This is a genomic window from Paenibacillus sp. FSL R5-0713 (assembly GCF_037973325.1).
Classification (GTDB): Bacteria; Bacillota; Bacilli; order Paenibacillales; family Paenibacillaceae; genus Paenibacillus.
In genome coordinates, this window is record NZ_CP150229.1 from 3,927,744 (window position 1) to 3,945,132 (window position 17,389).

Consider the following 17,389-nt stretch of genomic DNA (forward strand, 5'->3'; position numbering starts at 1 on the left):
CAAGGTATTAATTCTTGTTATCGTACTGTTTCATCAATGCTGCGAGTTCATCTTCAACAGCCTGATCTTTACCCAACTTCTCGAATTCTTCATCAAGCGATTTGCCTTTGGAAGACATCTCGTTGCTTGCTTCTGCCTGTGCTTCCATCTGCATCATTTTCTCTTCCATGCGCTTCATACCGGCACTTGCAGTATCGGAGCCAAATCCATTCAACGCTTTGTTGATTTCCGTTTGGGCTTTTGCTGCATTGTAGCGCGCTACCAGTGTTTCCCGTTTGTTCTTCATTTGAGTCAGTTGCTTACGCATCTCGTCCAGCTTGCCACGCAGGTTATCTGCTGAAGCCTTGTTTTGATCATAACTGGTTTTGTACTCAGTCATCTTCTCTTCGGCTGCTTTTTTCTCTTCCAAAGCCCTGCGGGCCAGATCCAAGTTTTGAGCACGTGCCGCCGTATGCGCCTGCTCTTCACGTTTTTTCACTAGAGCTTCCTGCTCTTCGAATAACTGCTTGAATTTCTTCTCAATGGCGATCTGTTGCGCTACTGCTTTCTCCGCATCTTCCAGATCCTCTTGCATGTCACGGATGTATTGGTCCGTCATCTTGATTGGGTCTTCTGCCTTGTCAATAATAGCGTTGATGTTAGACATGGTTAGATCACGTAAACGTTTGAAAATGGACATTATGTTATTCCTCCTAGTCGATATTACATCGTATATAAACATACATACGTAACAATCTACAACTCGTTTCAATTTTAGCAAATAAAATTAAAACATGCGATTGCTCTTTATATTAGGAAGATCGTTTATCCTTGCTCAGATGATCCTCCATTAGCCTCTCTGCAGTCTGCACGATTTCATCGATCTGCATCCGTGTAATGGAATCAAAATGGATACCCATAATTACCGTAACGGTCATTTTTAATTGTTGGGCAGCCTTTCGGGCAAGCCGCTCACACAGTTCTTGTTCCTTATGTCCCGGAATATGGACTGTCGTGCCGCTGACCCGCTCATCTTCCACATAGAACGTGGCTACAGCGCCAATATGAGCTTTTCCTCCAGTAACGAGAAAAACCTTATCCTCTCCTGCTTCAATCACCTGTAAACGTATCGATTTCAAATCATATGTACTCATGGCTATTCCACCGCTCCTTTTCTATATGTTATATATGGAGGAATTATGGCTGTCATGAGTTAAATCAGCAATGAAACTTCTCACACTGCGCATATTTTCTCAAGTCCACGGGCATACCATAGAGAACGTCATTTTGGAAAAGGAGGCTGTTATTATGCGCGTACGCCTCATTATGCTGATGGTTATCGTTGTTTTTCTCGGCGGATATCAAGCACCACCAGCTTCATCACGGGATGCTTCAGACCCGCCAAGTGAATCGGTATCCAATACTGATTCCGTGGAAGAAGAACAATTAACATTGGGACAGTTACGTCAGAAATATGCCGATACGTTCAAAACTAATGGTCCTTCAACCAAGCAGGTTGCGTTGACATTTGATGATGTGCCCGATCCACGGTTTACTCCGCAGGTGTTGGATCTGTTGAAAAAGTATAAAGTCAGAGCTACGTTTTTCATCGTTGGTAGTCGTGCTGAGAAGCACCCCGATTTGGTAAAAAGGATTGTTAAGGAAGGGCACATCGTTGGCAATCACAGCTACAATCATCCGGAGTTCAGTAAGCTGTCGATGAATGCCTTCCGCAAACAAATTTTACATACCGGGGATATCATTCGCCATTTGGCGGGATATACGCCCAAGATGATTCGACCTCCGTATGGAGACATTAATGAAGAACAGCTGCAATGGGCTGCCAGACAACATTATAGTATTGTGAACTGGAACGTTGACTCTCTGGACTGGAAAGGTCTTTCCAAGGAAAAGGTGAAAGATAACATCCTGTCTGCTGTAAAACCTGGCTCCATCGTTCTACAACATGCAGGAGGCGGTGTTGGATCGAATCTGAATGGCACGATTGAGGCTTTGCCTGAAATTATTGAGGAACTGCGTAACCGGGGATATGAACTGGTCACCTTGGACGAAATGCTGGGATTACCGAAGGCGAAAGAATAGAATAACCGTGTTAGGTAATCATGGAAATATTAAAAGGGTGCTGTTCAATCGCAAGTTAGCGACTGGCAGACACCCTGTTTGAATTCAGTTTAAATGTAATTTACGCTCTACTTCAGAATGTACAACTCGATATCCTGAAAACCAAATGTGCTTACCGATTGTTTGCTACCAGGGATAAAGATATCAATCCGGTGACCCTTGATTGCACCGCCCACATCACGTGCTGTAGCCACAAAAGCCTGTTTTGGCAAGCCTGGATGGCTGTGACCCGTTACCAGTACTTTGGTTCCAAGTGGAATGACACTAGGATCTACTGCAATCGTACCCAGTTCAAGGTCATTTCCGAAATAATCGACGGCACCCCATCCTCCATTTTCAGACGGATCTGCAGAGTACGCTGTTGCTTTCACGTTCACAGTTTTACTGTAATCAAATGTTTTACCCCACGCTTGAACCACTTTGTTATCTGTGTTAACGTCCAAGCTTGCTGTGGTAACCGTTTTGGCTTGGGTCTTGCTCTCCGTCGCCGCGGCTGCTACATTGTTTGCCTTACCGGGAATCGTAATTTTCAAACCACCATAAATGTTGTAAGGCGAAATGTCATTGTTTGCTTTAACTAATGTGTTCATTGATACTCCGTATTGTTTCGATAAGGTGTAGAAGGTATCTCCCTCTTTGGCCACATGAACTGAATCGGCGTGAGCCGGAACGGCTTGTATGAGCATTGCTGTTGTCATTAATGCTACTGCTGTTTTGGCTATACGTTTCTTGTTAATCATGGTCTTCCTCCCTCATTGTGCCTGCGAAGTTAGTTGTCGGATTCGGATGAGGAGCCCACCCTATAGGTCCATCATTACATTTGAAACGATATGTACCCCTAATTCACCCCAAGCAGTGTGCTGTAGATCTTCCCCCTGCACTATCTGCATCGTTACATCCCCCGCACTCCCTGTCCGGAAGTTTCGGCAGAGTTCAATATATCACAATTTTGTAACCTGAACTTGTAGTAATTCTTACCAAATGGATTCAACATGTATAAGCACGTGTAAGAATATTGAATACACTAAAAGTGTTTGGGCCAGATATCCGCTATATATTTGGTAACAGAATAGTTACTTTTTGAATCCCATATGTAATTATTTTCAACAAAAAAATAGCGTTACCGACTCGAAGTCAGTAACGCTATTTAATCAATTCATTTAGAGTACTTTCGCAAGGAAGTCACGTGTACGTGAATTTTTCGGTGCTCCAAACACCTCATCAGGTGTTCCCTCTTCCACAATAACCCCGCCATCCATGAACAGGATACGGTCTCCCACTTCACGTGCAAACCCCATCTCATGCGTTACGATGACCATGGTCATCCCACCTTCTGCAAGACGTTTCATGACATCCAGCACTTCGCCGACCATCTCGGGGTCCAGTGCCGAGGTAGGCTCGTCAAACAGCATGACATGCGGCTGCATGGCCAGTGCTCTAGCAATGGCGATCCGCTGCTTCTGTCCACCGGACAGCTGATTCGGGAATACATCTTTTTTATCGTACAAGCCCACGGTGTTAAGCAGATCAGCAGCAATTTTTTCCGCTTCCAGCGTGGATTGTTTCTTTACTTTGATCGGAGCGATTGTGATGTTTTGTTCTACCGTTTTGTGTGGGAACAGGTTGAAATGCTGAAACACCATTCCCATTTTCTCACGAGTTGCGTTAATGTTGTGCTTGGGGTCTGTGATTGACACGCCTTCAAAATCAATCTCTCCCGAGGTAGGTTGTTCCAGCAGGTTCAGACAACGCAAGAATGTACTTTTCCCCGAACCGGAAGGACCGATGACCACGACAACCTCACCTTTGCCAATCGTCACGTTAATGCCCTTAAGCACATCGTTATTTCCATAAGATTTGTGTAATTGTCTAACGTCTATCACTTGCACTCAACTTCCTTTCCAGTCGTCCCAGCAGCTTGGACAAAATGAACGTCATTACAAAGTAGATGGCTGCTGCAATCAAAAATGGACTCAAGCCTTGGTACGTAATGTTTTTGACCACACTTGCCTGATACATAATGTCCACCATACCGATAACGGAGATAATGGAGGATTCTTTGATGATGGTTATGAATTCATTACCGATCGCCGGTAATACAGCTTTGAAGGCTTGCGGTAAAATAATATAACGCATTGCTGCCCCTCTACCCATTCCCAGGGAACGAGCTGCTTCCAACTGACCCCGATCCACACCTTGAATACCTGCACGGAAAATCTCTGCCAGATAAGCACCACTATTAATTGAAAGTGTAATGATACCTGCCTGAAGTGCAGTGAAGTTAATGCCAAAGCTTAGGGAAAAACCATAGTAAATGATCATTAATTGTACCAGCATTGGTGTACCACGGATCACTTCAACGTAAGCAGTACCGATCCACCGCAAAATTGCAGCGTCATGCAAACGGAACAAACAGATGATCAATCCAATAATTACCCCGAAGATAACCCCAAGTGCAGACAACAGAAGTGTGTAGCCTATACCTGTAGCATAGAAACTTTTGTACTGCCAGAATACTTGGAAAATATTTTGTGATTTGTTTGCTTTGTCCGCCATCATGAGGCTGGCGTCCGTCACCATCTGATTGATTTTATCTTCGCTTTTCAATCGCTCCAGTGTTCCATTTACGGCTGCTAGCAGCTCGGTATTGCCTTTACGAATCCCGATTGCCGCTTCTGCTTGCTCTTCGTCCGGAACAGCAGCAGCAAGTCCAATGATATCGTCCAGATAACCTGCAGCCACGGTATCTTCTACGATTGCCGCGTCAATACGTTTGGTTTGCAGTTGAAGCACGATATCCGAGATTTTATCAAGCGCAGTAAGCTTCGCTCCTGGAATACTCTGTCCGATCGTTTCCTGAATGGAGCCTTTCTGAACGCCAATCTTCGCATTTTCAAGTTCGGTCATGGTTGGATATTTGTCTTTATCCACATTGCGAACCATGATCACTTGTTTTGATTTATAGTAGGTGTCGGAAAAATCGATACTTTTCTTCCGCTCATCCGTCGGCGTCATACCTGAAATCACCAGATCAACACGCCCGCTCTGCAATGAAGGCAGAAGACCGTCGAAGCCCATATCCTCAATCACAAGCTCAGCGCCAAGATCTTTGGCAATCTCTTTGGCGATCTCAATATCAAAACCAACGATTTCATCTTTACCATTAATCACTTTATGGAATTCATATGGTGCAAAATCGGCACTTGTACCGAGCACCAGCTTTTTACTGCTTGAATTATCTGTAGTTCCACTTGCCAATGCCACAGGAACGGCAGTCGTCAGCAGAATAACAAAGGTCAACAGCATCATGGTGTAACGACTTATCAATTTCAACCTTTTTCTCCCCTTACAGTACATTGTATGCTTCTCATGTTGATGACTGAGTCATTATAAAGTACAATGCATGATTATGCAATGCATTTTGAAATTACAAATCTTGACTTGTTTCTGAAAAAATAAAGCAAACATGATATAATCAATGAATTATTTTCATTACGTATAAGGAGTTTACCAATGACATCTAAAAAATCACAAATTCTTACGATTATTGATCAATATGCTTCCCGTTTTAAAGCCATTTCATCATATATCGGTGCGAATCCCGAACTGGGAAATGAAGAGTATCTCGCTTCTGCCCGTTTGAAAGAAGAACTTCTCTATCATGGTTTCACAGTAGAGGCTCCCATTCTTGGACTGGAGACAGCCTTTATCGGAACGTATTCCGCCGCCAAACCCGGCCCTACCATTGCATTATTGTGCGAATATGACGCGCTGCCGGAGATCGGTCACGCTTGTGGTCACCATCTGATCTGCATGATGAGTCTTGGAGCTGCTGTTGGGCTTAAGGCCATTCTGGATGAAGTAGGTGGAACAATTAAAGTGTTTGGCACACCTGCTGAAGAGACTCGTGGTGCCAAAGTTCCGATGGCGGAAGCAGGCTTGTTCGATGACTGCGATGTTGCCCTTATGGCGCATCCATACTATGCCTACGAAAAGTCAGGCAGCTCGCTGGCGATTGATGCTGTTCAATTTGAATTTCATGGTCGATCTTCACATGCTGCCGCAAGTCCGCATGAAGGCATTAATGCTCTGGATGCCGTCATTCAAACGTTCAACGGAATCAATGCATTCCGGCAACAAGTGAAAAGTACCGTTCGGATTCACGGTGTGATCAATAACGGAGGTCAGGCAGCAAACATCATTCCTGACTACGCTTCTGCACAATTTTATGTGCGTGCTGCAACCCGTAAAGAACTGAATATCCTCACTGAACGTGTGATTCAGATCGCTGAAGGTTCTGCGCTGCAGACAGGTTGCAAGCTCGTGACATCCAACTATGAAACGTCCTATGACGAGATGGTCACCAATGAGGCATTCTCAGCGGCATTTAGTCAAAATCTGATGGAACTCGGTATCCCGCAAGAAGAGATTGTGAGTGGTAACGATCATGGCTCCATGGACATCGGTAACGTTTCCCTGAAATGTCCCGCAATCCACCCCTACATCCGTGTAGTGGATGAAGTTCATACCCTGCACTCCATTGCCTTCCGTGATCTTGCACTTCAGGACCGCGCGCTGGATGGCATGATTCTGGGAGCAAAAGCACTTGCTACAACAGCCTACGACGTACTCAGTCAGCCAGAACTGCTTCAAACCATCCGAACGGAATTCGAGCAAGCTATTCGCTAAGAATCTAATCAACATGTGATATAGGCACCCTAAACAGACTTGAATTCCAAGCTGTTTCAGGGTGCCTTTTTCTTAATTAGCTGTACGTATATTCAGCAAGAAGCTGGAGATGCTGTGAAAGAAACCTTTGAAAACGATGAAAATAATTCATTTTATTACAGTAAATGTGGTTCATTTGCTGGCTAACTTGGTTATTTATTGATATAAGTACGTGTTCAAAAAGACCGGTTTTCATAACTTATCCTATATTGAGGAGGTGCTGTCATGCTGCTAGAAGCCATGTATCATGTTCCTCGTGACAAGTGGGCTTATGCCTATAATTCGTCAACCATACATCTGCGTGTACGAACCAAACGAAATGATGTGCAATACGTGACTGCACTGACCGGAGATAAGTACAATTGGAACGGAACGTATAAGGAAATACAACTGGAGAAGGCTGCTGCGGATAGCATGTTTGATTATTGGGAGGCTGCCGTCAAGCCACAATTCAAACGTCTCACCTATATATTTCGAATAACCGCCGGTTCGGAAGATGTTTTTCTTGCCGATAACGGAATTCATTATGAGCTCCCCTATCCAACCGGAGGATATTATGAGTTTTCGTATATACATGAAATCGATGTGTTTAAGGTACCTGAATGGGCCAAAGAAGCCGTCTTTTATCAGATCATGACTGAACGGTTTGCTAATGGTGATCCCAAGCTGAATCCTCCAGAAACGCATGAATGGGGTGGCAAACCGGAGTTGGACAATTTTTTTGGTGGAGATCTGCAAGGTGTGCTGGATCATTTGCATGACTTGACCGAACTTGGCGTGAACGCCATTTACTTTACCCCGCTATTCCAAGCCAATTCCTATCACAAATACGACACAATAGACTATAAAAAAGTCGACCCTCATTTTGGTGACAATGCCCTGCTCAAACAATTGACAGAAGAATGCCATCGTCTGGGTATCCGAGTGATGCTTGACGCTGTGTTTAACCATTGCAGTGAAGACTTCCCTCCTTTTCAAGACGTTCTCCAGAATGGAAAAAACTCAAAGTATGCCGGCTGGTTCCACATCAATGAATATCCGATTCAGATCAAAGACGGTATCCCTACCTACGATACATTTGGTTTCTATGGCAACATGCCCAAGTTCAATACAGCCAACCCAGAGGTTAAAGCATATCTACTTGATGTAGCAGAGTACTGGATTAAGGAAATCAAGCTGGATGGCTGGCGTCTGGATGTAGCCAATGAAGTGGACAACCATTTCTGGCGTGATTTTCGCAAGGTTGTTAAGGCAGCGAATCCGGAAGCCTATATTGTTGGTGAAGTATGGAGCGACTCGTTGACCTGGCTTATGGGTGATCAATTCGATTCCGTCATGAATTACCCATTTGCCGACAAAGTGCTTCAGTTCTTCTGTGGTTCAATGGATGGTTATAACTTTGCCAATGAGATGGGTTCACTGATTATGCGCTATCCACAACAAACCAACGAAGTCATCTTCAATATGCTGTGCAGCCATGATACCCCACGACTGCTGACCCGGTTAGGAGAAGACAAACGCCGTTTAAAGTTGTCGGTTGTATTTCTTTTCACCTATATCGGTACACCCTGTATTTTCTACGGCGATGAGGTGGGAATTAGTGGTGATGCTGATCCAGATTGTCGAAAATGTATGGAATGGGACCCCGCCAAGCAAGACAGAGAACTGTATGATTTCTATCGTCTGATGATTGATTTACGTAAAAGCAATGAAGCCCTGCGTAAAGGACGCTTCCGTTTCCTTAAGGCGGATCACCATGATCCCTGTATTGTGTACGAGCGTGTGGATGACAACCTTCACTTTACCGTATGGATGAATAATACACCTCAAGATCGAACGCTTTCTCATCCCATGGAAACGAAAGACTGGAAGGATGCATTAACCGAAGAGCCTGTATTTCCAACCGATGGAATGATGAATATTAAACTTGACCCGTATGGGTACCGCATTTTGTATAGACAGCTTGATCAGACAAACATCCAACACTATTGAAGTTTATATTCAAACAGTCATATAAAAAAAGAGAAAACACTTCCACTGTCTCAGATGTTGACTTTCATTCTGAACTTTGGAAGTGTTTTTGTTTATTAGTTTAAAAAAAGCCACAGCATGATATGCTGCGACTCATTCAGGATTACATCAGTTTACAGGCTCATGTGTGATCCGGCGATATATGTCCATATATTCTTCAGCTGAAACGTTCCAGCTGTATTCCCCGCTCATTGCATTTTTCACAATCTTCTTCCAATGTTCTGGCTGTTTGTAGATTTCCTCGGCACGTCGAATGGTATTCATCATGTCATGTGCATTAAAGCTAGTGAATGAGAATCCATTCCCTTCTCCAGTATACTCATTGTATGCCTGCACAGTATCATTCAGCCCCCCTGTTTCCCTTACCAGAGGCACACTCCCATACCGCAGAGCCAGTAACTGACTAATACCACATGGTTCGAACCTCGATGGCATCAGGAAGATATCACTCCCTGCATAGAAGCGGCGGGATAACCCATCGTTAAACGTGATCTGGGCAGACATTTTGAGCGGATAACGATTAGCGGCTTCACGGAACCAGTGTTCATACGTTGGCTCTCCTGTTCCCAGTACAGCGAATTGAATGTCGTCATAGTACAACAATTCATCCAGGATACGGCAGACCAGATCAAGCCCCTTTGAGTCCACGAGCCTTGTCACCATCACCATGAGAGGTACATCGGGACGAACTGGAAGTCCAAGTTCCTTTTGCAGCTCAATTTTGTTCTCCGTTTTCTTGGCCAGACTCGTTCTGTATTTCACTGGAATTTTGGTGTCCGTTGCCGGGTTGTAGCTCTTGGTATCAATCCCGTTCACAATCCCGCTGAAACGATCTCCAAGTGAGCTTAGCAGTCCGTCCAATCCGTATCCATAATAAGAGGTTTGCACCTCCTGAGCATATGTTGGGCTCACAGTTGTCACATGGTCAGCATACACAATTCCTGCTTTCAGGAAATTGACATTACCATAATATTCGGCTCCATCTACGGTGAAATATCGATCGTCCAACTCAAGGATTTCACTGAATAACTCATGCGGGAATACCCCTTGGTACAACAAGTTATGTATGGTGAATACCGTACGAATATCACTGTAGAATGAATCATGTCTGTAATGGGCTTCAAGTACCAAAGGAATCATTCCTGCATGCCAGTCATGACTGTGCAGCACGTCAGGTTTGAACTCAATCTGTGGCAACACTTCGAGAACTGCACGGTTGAAGAAGGCGAAACGCTCGCCGTCATCCATATACCCGTACACTCCATCACGACCAAAATAATACTCATTATCCACAAAATAAACTGGAATTCCATCATAAACCAGCATTTCTATTCCACAATAAGGTCTGCGCCAACCAAGAGGCACATCAGTTGTGATGACTGGTTGCAATGCCTCTTTATATTCATTAGGAATCCCTTTGTATTTAGGCATAATCACCCGCACGTCTGCCCCGTTCTTCTTTAATGCGAAAGGGAGAGCACCGATTACGTCAGCAAGGCCACCTGTTTTGATAAATGGATGTACTTCAGCAGCAGCAAATAGAATATTCATGCCTTTGTCCTCCTCTTCGGCTTTAGCGTGTTGTTTTCTTTCTTATTTTTCGTTGTTGAACTGACGGAAGTAATACTCGCAGGCGATTCATCCGTTTTCCGACGTGTGTTCTTTTTTAGAATCACAATGCTCAGCGGAGGCAAAACTAATTCAAGACTATGCGGATGCCCATGAAAAGGAATCTTTTCGGTAGGCAGTTGCATATCATTAGTAATGCCTGAACCGCCGTAGACGGAATGGTCACTGTTCAGAACTTCGGTATACATACCGGGACGCATGACACCAATCCGGTAACGCTCCCGCTTGACCGGCTGAAAGTTTATGAGCACAAGGAGTGTATCCGCAGGTTTTTTTCCTTTGCGTACATATGAAATGACACTCTGGTCCTGATCATCCGGAGTGATCCATTCATAACCGTCCAAGGAATGATCAAGCTCCCACAAAGCTTTTTCGCTCAAGTACAGGTTAGACAGCTCACGCTCAAACTGATGTAAATTGCGGTGACTGTCATAATCCAGCAAGAACCAGTCCAGTTGATCCTCATCTTTCCATTCGATGAACTGGCCGAATTCTCCACCCATAAACAACAGCTTTTTCCCTGGGAAAGTCATAAAATAGCCCAGAAAAGCACGCATGCCAGCAAATTTCTGCTCATAGGTTCCTGGCATCTTGTCGAGGAGCGACTTTTTGCCATGAACAACCTCGTCATGAGACAGAGGAAGCACATAATTTTCAGCAAAGGAGTATACGACCGGGAAAGTCAGCAAATGATGTTTGGAAGGACGTTCATGAAAATCAGATTCCATGTAATCAAGTGTGTCATTCATCCAGCCCATGTTCCATTTGTAGTTAAAGCCCAGACCACCTTCATGTACTGGTAAAGTCACCATTGGCCATGCACTTGATTCTTCAGCCATCATCAATGCATAAGGGAAATACTTAAACACCGTCTCATTTAGCTGCTGTAAGAAAGCTACAGCCTCTTTGTTTTCAAGACCACCTTCATCATTGGTACGATATTGTCCTGGCTGCTTCTCAAAATCAAGCCGAAGCATACTCGTAACTGCATCAACACGGAGTCCGTCAAAATGATACATCTCCATCCAATATAATGCATTGGAGATCAGAAATGAACGAATTTCAGGTTTCGAGTAGTCAAAGCTGAGTGTACCCCAACCCGGCTTCTCCGCTAACATCGGATCTGCATACTCATACAAAGGCGTACCATCAAACATACGCAGCCCATGAGCGTCTTTGGCAAAATGTGCAGGAACCCAATCCAGCAATACGCCAATCCCAGCCTGATGTAATGTATCCACCAGGTACATCAGATCTTTCGGATGCCCATAACGACTGGTTGGCGCGTAAAATCCTGTGTTTTGGTATCCCCACGAAAGGTCGTATGGATGTTCACTGAGGGGCATCATTTCAACATGTGTATATTTCATTTCTAATAAGTAAGGAACAAGTAAATCAGCCATCTCGCGATAATTATAGAGGCTTCCGTCTTCTTTTCGCCTCCAGGTTCCCATATGCATTTCGTAAATATGTAGAGGTTTGTTATACATGGTACGTTGTTTGCGTCTCCAGGCTCCATCATTCCATTTATACCCTTCGATTGAACTGGTGACAGAAGCTGTCTGAGGTCGAACCTCTGCTTGAAACGCGTATGGGTCCGCTTTGAGCAATTCTGTGCCATCTTCCGTTAATATTCGGAACTTGTATAAAGTTCCTTCACTGATTTCCGGAAAAAAACGACTCCAAAATCCTGATTCGGGTATCTTATATAAAGGTTCCTTTTCGCCTTTCCATTCATTGCGGTCCAGAGCCAGTCCTACTTCTGCGGCATTTGGCGCCCATACGGTAAAGCGATACCCCTGAAGGCCATCGCAAGTCTCAGGCTGTGCGCCCAACATTCGATAACTGTGATGAAGGTTTCCTTCATGAAATAAATAAATATGCTCCGGCAATATATCCGGATGTGCTAACGGTTGAATGGCCAAGAGATCACCTTCTTCTCAAGAAAATAGATATAACAGTTACCATTACCCCATTCTAGCCAAGTTGAAAAGAAAAATGCGGTGCTTTAGAAAATGTTGTATTTTTTCTGAATTTTTACAGCAACAATAGTTTCAATTGTTCTACTTTGCGTTAATGATGTACTACAATGCACAATATTTTGGGAGGGAAACGATTATGTTTAATAAAGATTGCATCGCTATGCTGTTGGCGGGAGGAGAAGGGAAGCGATTAGCCCCTTTAACCTCGAGTATCGCAAAACCCGCTGTACCGTTTGGCGGGCACTACCGGATCATCGATTTTCCTCTCAGTAACTGCGTAAACTCAGGGATCGATACTGTAGGAGTATTGACGCAGTACCAAGCGGAATCGTTACATGATCATATTGGTGGAGGAGAACCATGGGGACATGGCAACTCAAATGAGGCAGGAATTTCCTTACTTCCATCTTATCATACAGGAAATGACGAATACTTGGGAACGGCGGATGCTATTTATAAAAATATTGACTATATTGATCAACAAAACCCCGAAAATGTTCTAATTTTGTCGGGTGACCATATTTATCATATGAATTATCGTGATATGTTGGAGGCTCATCAGGCCAATAATGCCGCAGCAACGATTTCAGTTATGGAAGTTCCTTGGGACGAAGCACATCGTTTTGGCATTATGGCTGCCGATGCTGATCTGCGTGTAACAGAATTTGCCGAGAAGCCGGCTGAACCAAAAAGTAATCTGGCTTCAATGGGCATTTACATGTTCAAATGGGAGTACTTGAAGCGCCATCTATTGGAAGATGCTGCTAACCCTGAGTCCAGCCATGACTTCGGTAAAGATGTTATTCCACAGATGTTGAACGAAAACAATCCCCTTTTTGTCTATAACTTTAATGGGTATTGGAAAGATGTCGGTACAGTTAAGAGTCTGTGGGATGCCCATATGGACCTGCTCTACAACGATGAGAACTGGAGTCTGCAAAAAGAAAACTGGCCGATGTTTACTCGCGGCTGGCGTTCCAAGCCAAGTGCTTACAAAGCCAGAAATGCGAAGATCGAACAGTTAGCTTCCATGATTCATGACTCTTGTGCCATCGAAGGTCGTGCAGAACGTTCCGTTATCTTCTGCGGCGCTGAAGTAGGTAAAGGCTCTGAGGTTAAAGACAGTGTCGTTATGCCTAACGCACGTATAGGCCGTGGGGTTCACATCGAACGCGCCATCATCGGTGAAGGTGCAATTATCAAAGACGGTGCAATTGTGAAGGGTACAGCGGATGAAATTGTTGTCGTTGGACCTAACGAGGTCGTCTCTGCCAAACCGGCTGTCCGTACGCAACCCGTTCGTATGTTGAAAGAAGTATATGAAAAAAGTGGGCGCTTGCGCGCTGGTGAACTTTCTTCATAATGAAATAAACGTTATACAAAAAAGGCGAGCCTTGGATGGCTCGCCTTTTTGATATTGATATGAATATTGTGAAGCAGACCTGGTCGGTGATCGCAAATGGATTCAAGCTTAAGACTTTTCCTGATCCAATTTTACATCACTTGCTGCTCGTTCTTCAGGCAATGCATGATCACCAGACTGCGTTACAGATTCTTCTGTACCCGTCTCATCAGCCACAGCCGGTAACGTCACCGTAACGATTGTACCCGATCCAAGTTCACTCTGCATCGTAATTGTTCCCTCATGCAGTTCAACCAGTTCTTGCGTAATCGCAAGTCCCAGTCCCGTTCCCCCATTTTGATGATTGACCTGGAAGAAGCGATCCCGTACTTTAATCAGGTGTTCTTCACTAATTCCGATACCGGTGTCTTGAACCGCTGCAATAATCTGACCATTCTCTTCTTTAACAGACAAGAAAATCCAGGAATTCTCATGTGAAAATTTGATCGCATTATCTACAATGTTTAAAAAGACTTGTTTCAGTCGATTCCCGTCTCCATGGACATTATAAGCTCGAGTCTCGTCTGTTTCCAGCTTCAGATGAACCTGTTTTTGTTCCGCTTTGGCCCAGACATTCAACATCGTTTCCTGCACAATTTCACGTATGTTGACCGTTCCTTTAACCAGCTTCATCTGATTCTGCTGCAATTTGGAGAAATCCAGCATCTCTTCGACCAGTCCAATCAATCGTTCGGTTTCTTTGGAAATGATACCCATGCCGATACGGGTTTCTTCCGGATCATAACCGCCTGAGTCCAGTGTCTCGCTCCAGCCCTTGATACTGGTCAGCGGTGTTCTTAATTCATGGGAGATCGACGAGATAAAATCATCCTTGATCTGATTGCTGCGCACAATCTCATGTGCCATGAAATTAAGTGTTGATGCCAATTCGCCCAGTTCGTGCTTGTAATTCCCCTTTACCCTGACATCCAGCCGTCCTCTGGCCATTTGGGCAGAGACTGCGGTGATGTTGTTGATTGGACGTACAATGGAATTCGCCATCCCAATACTAATGATCAAAACGATAGCAAGCACGCCAATACCGACCGCAATTGCAAGCATTCCCATATTCAGTAGTTTGGAGTTCACATTTTCAAGCGATGTAAGGTACCGAATAACATACGTATTTTCGCCGCCAAGATCAAACTTATGTGAAACGGCCATGACAGATTCTCCAGTACCTGGTTGTCTTCCAATCCAGCGCCCCATATCCCCGTTCAAAGCCTGCATAATATCACTTGTTTGCAGCACCGCACGGTCGGATTCAAAAGCAGTTGAACTTGCCAATACACGCCCGTTCAGATCCAAAATTTCCAATTCAGTATTGGACAGTGCCAAATTTACAATTAATCTGGACAGATTATTGCCATCTTCCGTGTTATTCTCACGAGCGATCGGCTCGAAAAAGTCCTTTGAATTGGAAATGTGGGTACTAATCGTATTGTAGATACTTTCATAATAATACCTTTGCACTGCTAACATAAATACGAATTCGACCAACAGCAGAGCAAGAAAAACTACAAAGAAATAATGTAGTACGATCTGCCGTGTAATGCCTTTTTTAATCATTGCTCCCGGCCCTTCCATTTGTACCCGTGACCCCATACAGTCTGCAGGTATTCGGGCTCGGAAGGATTGTTCTCAATTTTTTGACGCAAACGACGAATGTTAACATCCACAATTTTGGGATCACCCATGTACTCTTTTCCCCATACATGATCTAACAATACATCGCGGCTGAGCGGTGTATTCTCTTTTTCCAGGAAAAACTGAATCAGGGAAAACTCCGTTGGAGTCAGCTCAATGGCTTCATTTTGTTTCTTAAATTGCTTCGAAATGAGGTCCAGCGAAAATGGTCCGGACTGGAACGTAACCTTCGCCGCAGTTTCCCGATGCACGTTCACACGGCGTAATAACGACTGAATACGTGCAATCAACTCTGTTGGGCTGAAAGGCTTGCTTACGTGATCATCTGCACCAACGGAGAGTGCGTACACTTTATCCTGCTCCTGAACTTTCGCGGTCAAAAAGATGATGCCCAGACGTTCATTTGTTTCACGGATCCGTCGACACACCTCGAATCCATCAATACCTGGTACCATGACATCAAGCAGAGCCAGATCAATATCCGGTACTGTTTGCAGTATGCGAAGCGCTTCATGACCGTCACCCGCTTCAAGCACTTCGAATCCGTTTCTCTTTAAATTAATCACTATAAAACTGCGGATGGATTCTTCATCCTCAAGAATAAGTACTTTACTCATTAAGTTCTCCCTTTCTATTCAGCTGAGAAATATTGCTCAGTGCATCTTTACCCGCCTCTGATTGTGCTACTCGTGAAGCAATAACCCGATCTTTGGTACGCGTAATTTCCTTCCAGCTTTTACCCTTCTCCTGTTCCCACTTGGAAAGGGTGAAATATTTGATCTCTGCCACGGTTTCATCCGTATCAATCATTTTAAATCGAATATATTTTTCCTTTTCCGATTTGGTGTCTATAGTGATCTTACCGTACCACTCTGGCTTGAGATTTAGATGAAATAAATCAGCATCATCCCGGAATTGGAACGAGACAAATTTCTTGCCTTCTTTGCCATCCCATTGATAATAGGTATAGAACCACAACCTGGAGTCAAAAACGTAATGCTCCCAACCTTTTGGAGTCTCTTTAAGTCCAAACTCAATAATACCATCATTATCGACATCACCGCTTAAAATTTTGTCATCTCTATACGTTTGATCCGGTGATTTAAAAGCATTAATTAACTTGTTATCCTTAACATACATGATTTGCGAGAAGGAACTCCGATCATCCAGCTCAATATCCAGTACAATCCCCATTTGTCCTTTGGAGATCTCTCCACCAAGAGCACTATAAACTTCTTTAACCGTATAATCGGTCTGCACCCGATCAACTTCCTTGAAGCTGCCATCTTCATACTGATATAAAGCAGTGGTTGCAAAGCCGCTGTTGTTGAGCGAAATGATAACAAAATCGCTCTTGCCGTCCCCACTCAAATCCAGCGTGTTTCCCTGCGCATCATCAATAATATACTGGTTATATGGTACTCCGCCCAGAACCTGCTCCAGCGCCCCGCCTTTATAAGAGTAGGCAGTCAAAGCTTTCTGCTCCTGTAAACTTACACCAAGAATAATATCCGGATTCCCATCATTCGTAATATCCAATACTTTAAAGGATTGCAGCTCATTTCCCGGCACATCAAATGTAAGCTTTTTAACCCATGCGCCTCCCTGCTCTTCCAAAATCATGCCATGGATTCGCACATTCTCGTTTGGTGTCTCATAAAAGACAATTGCTTCTCGAGTTCCATCCCCATTCAGGTCTTCTACCCGAATCATACTGGTGTTATTCATATCCTTGGGACGGATCAAGGTGCTCTCTGGTGGTAATTTAAGCTGAACCACGTTGTATAGTTTTTCCTTATCTGTGGACATCATTGGTTTTCTCATCAAACCCTTGGGGTCACTTATGACT

The 17,389-nt window shown here is 44.2% G+C and carries 14 protein-coding genes and 1 riboswitch; of the genes, 4 read left to right on the top strand and 10 right to left on the bottom strand.

Features of this window, described 5'->3' with window-relative positions:
- Positions 1-7: 7 nt before the first annotated feature.
- On the bottom strand, positions 8-679 hold the full coding sequence (locus MKZ12_RS17385) for a PspA/IM30 family protein (RefSeq protein WP_124115240.1): 672 nt from the start codon (positions 677-679) through the stop codon (positions 8-10).
- A 112-nt stretch (positions 680-791) separates the two neighbouring features.
- A complete protein-coding gene (locus MKZ12_RS17390) occupies positions 792-1,133 on the bottom strand; it encodes a hypothetical protein (RefSeq protein ID WP_339234425.1) in 342 nt (113 codons plus the stop codon).
- Positions 1,134-1,287: 154 nt separating this feature from the next.
- Between MKZ12_RS17390 and MKZ12_RS17395 the strand changes: the two genes are divergently transcribed.
- Positions 1,288-2,082: a polysaccharide deacetylase family protein gene (locus MKZ12_RS17395; protein WP_339234428.1), complete on the top strand. Its 795-nt coding sequence runs from the start codon at positions 1,288-1,290 to the stop codon at positions 2,080-2,082.
- 107 nt (positions 2,083-2,189) lie between these two features.
- On the opposite strand, the gene MKZ12_RS17400 is transcribed toward MKZ12_RS17395, so the two are convergent.
- From MKZ12_RS17400 to MKZ12_RS17410, 3 genes are all read right to left on the bottom strand, one after another.
- Positions 2,190-2,861: a 3D domain-containing protein gene (locus tag MKZ12_RS17400; RefSeq protein WP_339234429.1), complete on the bottom strand. Its 672-nt coding sequence runs from the start codon at positions 2,859-2,861 to the stop codon at positions 2,190-2,192.
- Positions 2,862-2,863: 2 nt separating this feature from the next.
- A riboswitch (cyclic di-AMP (ydaO/yuaA leader) is annotated at positions 2,864-3,060 on the bottom strand.
- Between the two features lie 221 nt (positions 3,061-3,281).
- Positions 3,282-4,004, bottom strand: coding sequence for an amino acid ABC transporter ATP-binding protein (locus MKZ12_RS17405; RefSeq protein ID WP_339234430.1), 723 nt, complete (start codon positions 4,002-4,004; stop codon positions 3,282-3,284).
- Entirely contained in the window at positions 3,991-5,454 is a 1,464-nt protein-coding gene (locus tag MKZ12_RS17410; protein WP_339255816.1) for an ABC transporter substrate-binding protein/permease, read from the bottom strand. Before MKZ12_RS17410 ends, MKZ12_RS17405 begins: the two co-directional genes overlap by 14 nt.
- A gap of 180 nt (positions 5,455-5,634) precedes the next feature.
- Here MKZ12_RS17410 and MKZ12_RS17415 point away from each other — a divergent pair, with 180 nt between their 5' ends.
- Together MKZ12_RS17415 and MKZ12_RS17420 are read left to right on the top strand one after the other, a co-directional pair.
- Positions 5,635-6,810: a M20 family metallopeptidase gene (locus MKZ12_RS17415; RefSeq protein ID WP_339255818.1), complete on the top strand. Its 1,176-nt coding sequence runs from the start codon at positions 5,635-5,637 to the stop codon at positions 6,808-6,810.
- A gap of 264 nt (positions 6,811-7,074) precedes the next feature.
- Positions 7,075-8,841, top strand: a complete 1,767-nt coding sequence (locus tag MKZ12_RS17420; protein WP_339255819.1) for an alpha-glycosidase — start codon at positions 7,075-7,077, stop codon at positions 8,839-8,841.
- A gap of 147 nt (positions 8,842-8,988) precedes the next feature.
- On the opposite strand, the gene glgA is transcribed toward MKZ12_RS17420, so the two are convergent.
- On the bottom strand, positions 8,989-10,431 hold the full coding sequence (gene glgA, locus MKZ12_RS17425) for a glycogen synthase GlgA (RefSeq protein ID WP_339255821.1): 1,443 nt from the start codon (positions 10,429-10,431) through the stop codon (positions 8,989-8,991).
- Positions 10,428-12,434, bottom strand: coding sequence for a 1,4-alpha-glucan branching protein GlgB (gene glgB, locus MKZ12_RS17430; RefSeq protein WP_339234439.1), 2,007 nt, complete (start codon positions 12,432-12,434; stop codon positions 10,428-10,430). The genes glgA and glgB overlap by 4 nt, the downstream gene beginning before the upstream one ends.
- Before the next feature lie 193 nt (positions 12,435-12,627).
- Here glgB and MKZ12_RS17435 point away from each other — a divergent pair, with 193 nt between their 5' ends.
- Complete coding sequence (locus MKZ12_RS17435; protein WP_339234441.1) at positions 12,628-13,854, top strand: glucose-1-phosphate adenylyltransferase; 1,227 nt, start codon at positions 12,628-12,630, stop codon at positions 13,852-13,854.
- A 108-nt stretch (positions 13,855-13,962) separates the two neighbouring features.
- On the opposite strand, the gene MKZ12_RS17440 is transcribed toward MKZ12_RS17435, so the two are convergent.
- From MKZ12_RS17440 to MKZ12_RS17450, 3 genes are read right to left on the bottom strand one after another with little or no spacing between them, the layout of a single operon-like run.
- Positions 13,963-15,462 carry a HAMP domain-containing sensor histidine kinase gene (locus MKZ12_RS17440; RefSeq protein WP_339234443.1) on the bottom strand — a complete coding sequence of 500 codons (1,500 nt, stop codon included), beginning with the start codon at positions 15,460-15,462 and terminating at the stop codon, positions 13,963-13,965.
- A complete protein-coding gene (locus tag MKZ12_RS17445; protein ID WP_017688086.1) occupies positions 15,459-16,157 on the bottom strand; it encodes a response regulator transcription factor in 699 nt (232 codons plus the stop codon). Before MKZ12_RS17445 ends, MKZ12_RS17440 begins: the two co-directional genes overlap by 4 nt.
- Positions 16,150-17,352, bottom strand: coding sequence for a hypothetical protein (locus MKZ12_RS17450; protein ID WP_339234445.1), 1,203 nt, complete (start codon positions 17,350-17,352; stop codon positions 16,150-16,152). The genes MKZ12_RS17445 and MKZ12_RS17450 overlap by 8 nt, the downstream gene beginning before the upstream one ends.
- Between the last annotated feature and the right edge of the window lie 37 nt (positions 17,353-17,389).

Coding starts and splice junctions, on each gene's coding strand:
- MKZ12_RS17450 (WP_339234445.1), bottom strand. CDS start 17,352: ATGATGTCCACAGATAAGGAAAAACTATACAACGTGGTTCAGCTTAAA.
- MKZ12_RS17390 (WP_339234425.1), bottom strand. CDS start 1,133: ATGAGTACATATGATTTGAAATCGATACGTTTACAGGTGATTGAAGCA.
- MKZ12_RS17415 (WP_339255818.1), top strand. CDS start 5,635: ATGACATCTAAAAAATCACAAATTCTTACGATTATTGATCAATATGCT.
- glgA (WP_339255821.1), bottom strand. CDS start 10,431: ATGAATATTCTATTTGCTGCTGCTGAAGTACATCCATTTATCAAAACA.
- MKZ12_RS17400 (WP_339234429.1), bottom strand. CDS start 2,861: ATGATTAACAAGAAACGTATAGCCAAAACAGCAGTAGCATTAATGACA.
- MKZ12_RS17445 (WP_017688086.1), bottom strand. CDS start 16,157: ATGAGTAAAGTACTTATTCTTGAGGATGAAGAATCCATCCGCAGTTTT.
- MKZ12_RS17435 (WP_339234441.1), top strand. CDS start 12,628: ATGTTTAATAAAGATTGCATCGCTATGCTGTTGGCGGGAGGAGAAGGG.
- MKZ12_RS17385 (WP_124115240.1), bottom strand. CDS start 679: ATGTCCATTTTCAAACGTTTACGTGATCTAACCATGTCTAACATCAAC.
- MKZ12_RS17395 (WP_339234428.1), top strand. CDS start 1,288: ATGCGCGTACGCCTCATTATGCTGATGGTTATCGTTGTTTTTCTCGGC.
- MKZ12_RS17440 (WP_339234443.1), bottom strand. CDS start 15,462: ATGATTAAAAAAGGCATTACACGGCAGATCGTACTACATTATTTCTTT.
- MKZ12_RS17420 (WP_339255819.1), top strand. CDS start 7,075: ATGCTGCTAGAAGCCATGTATCATGTTCCTCGTGACAAGTGGGCTTAT.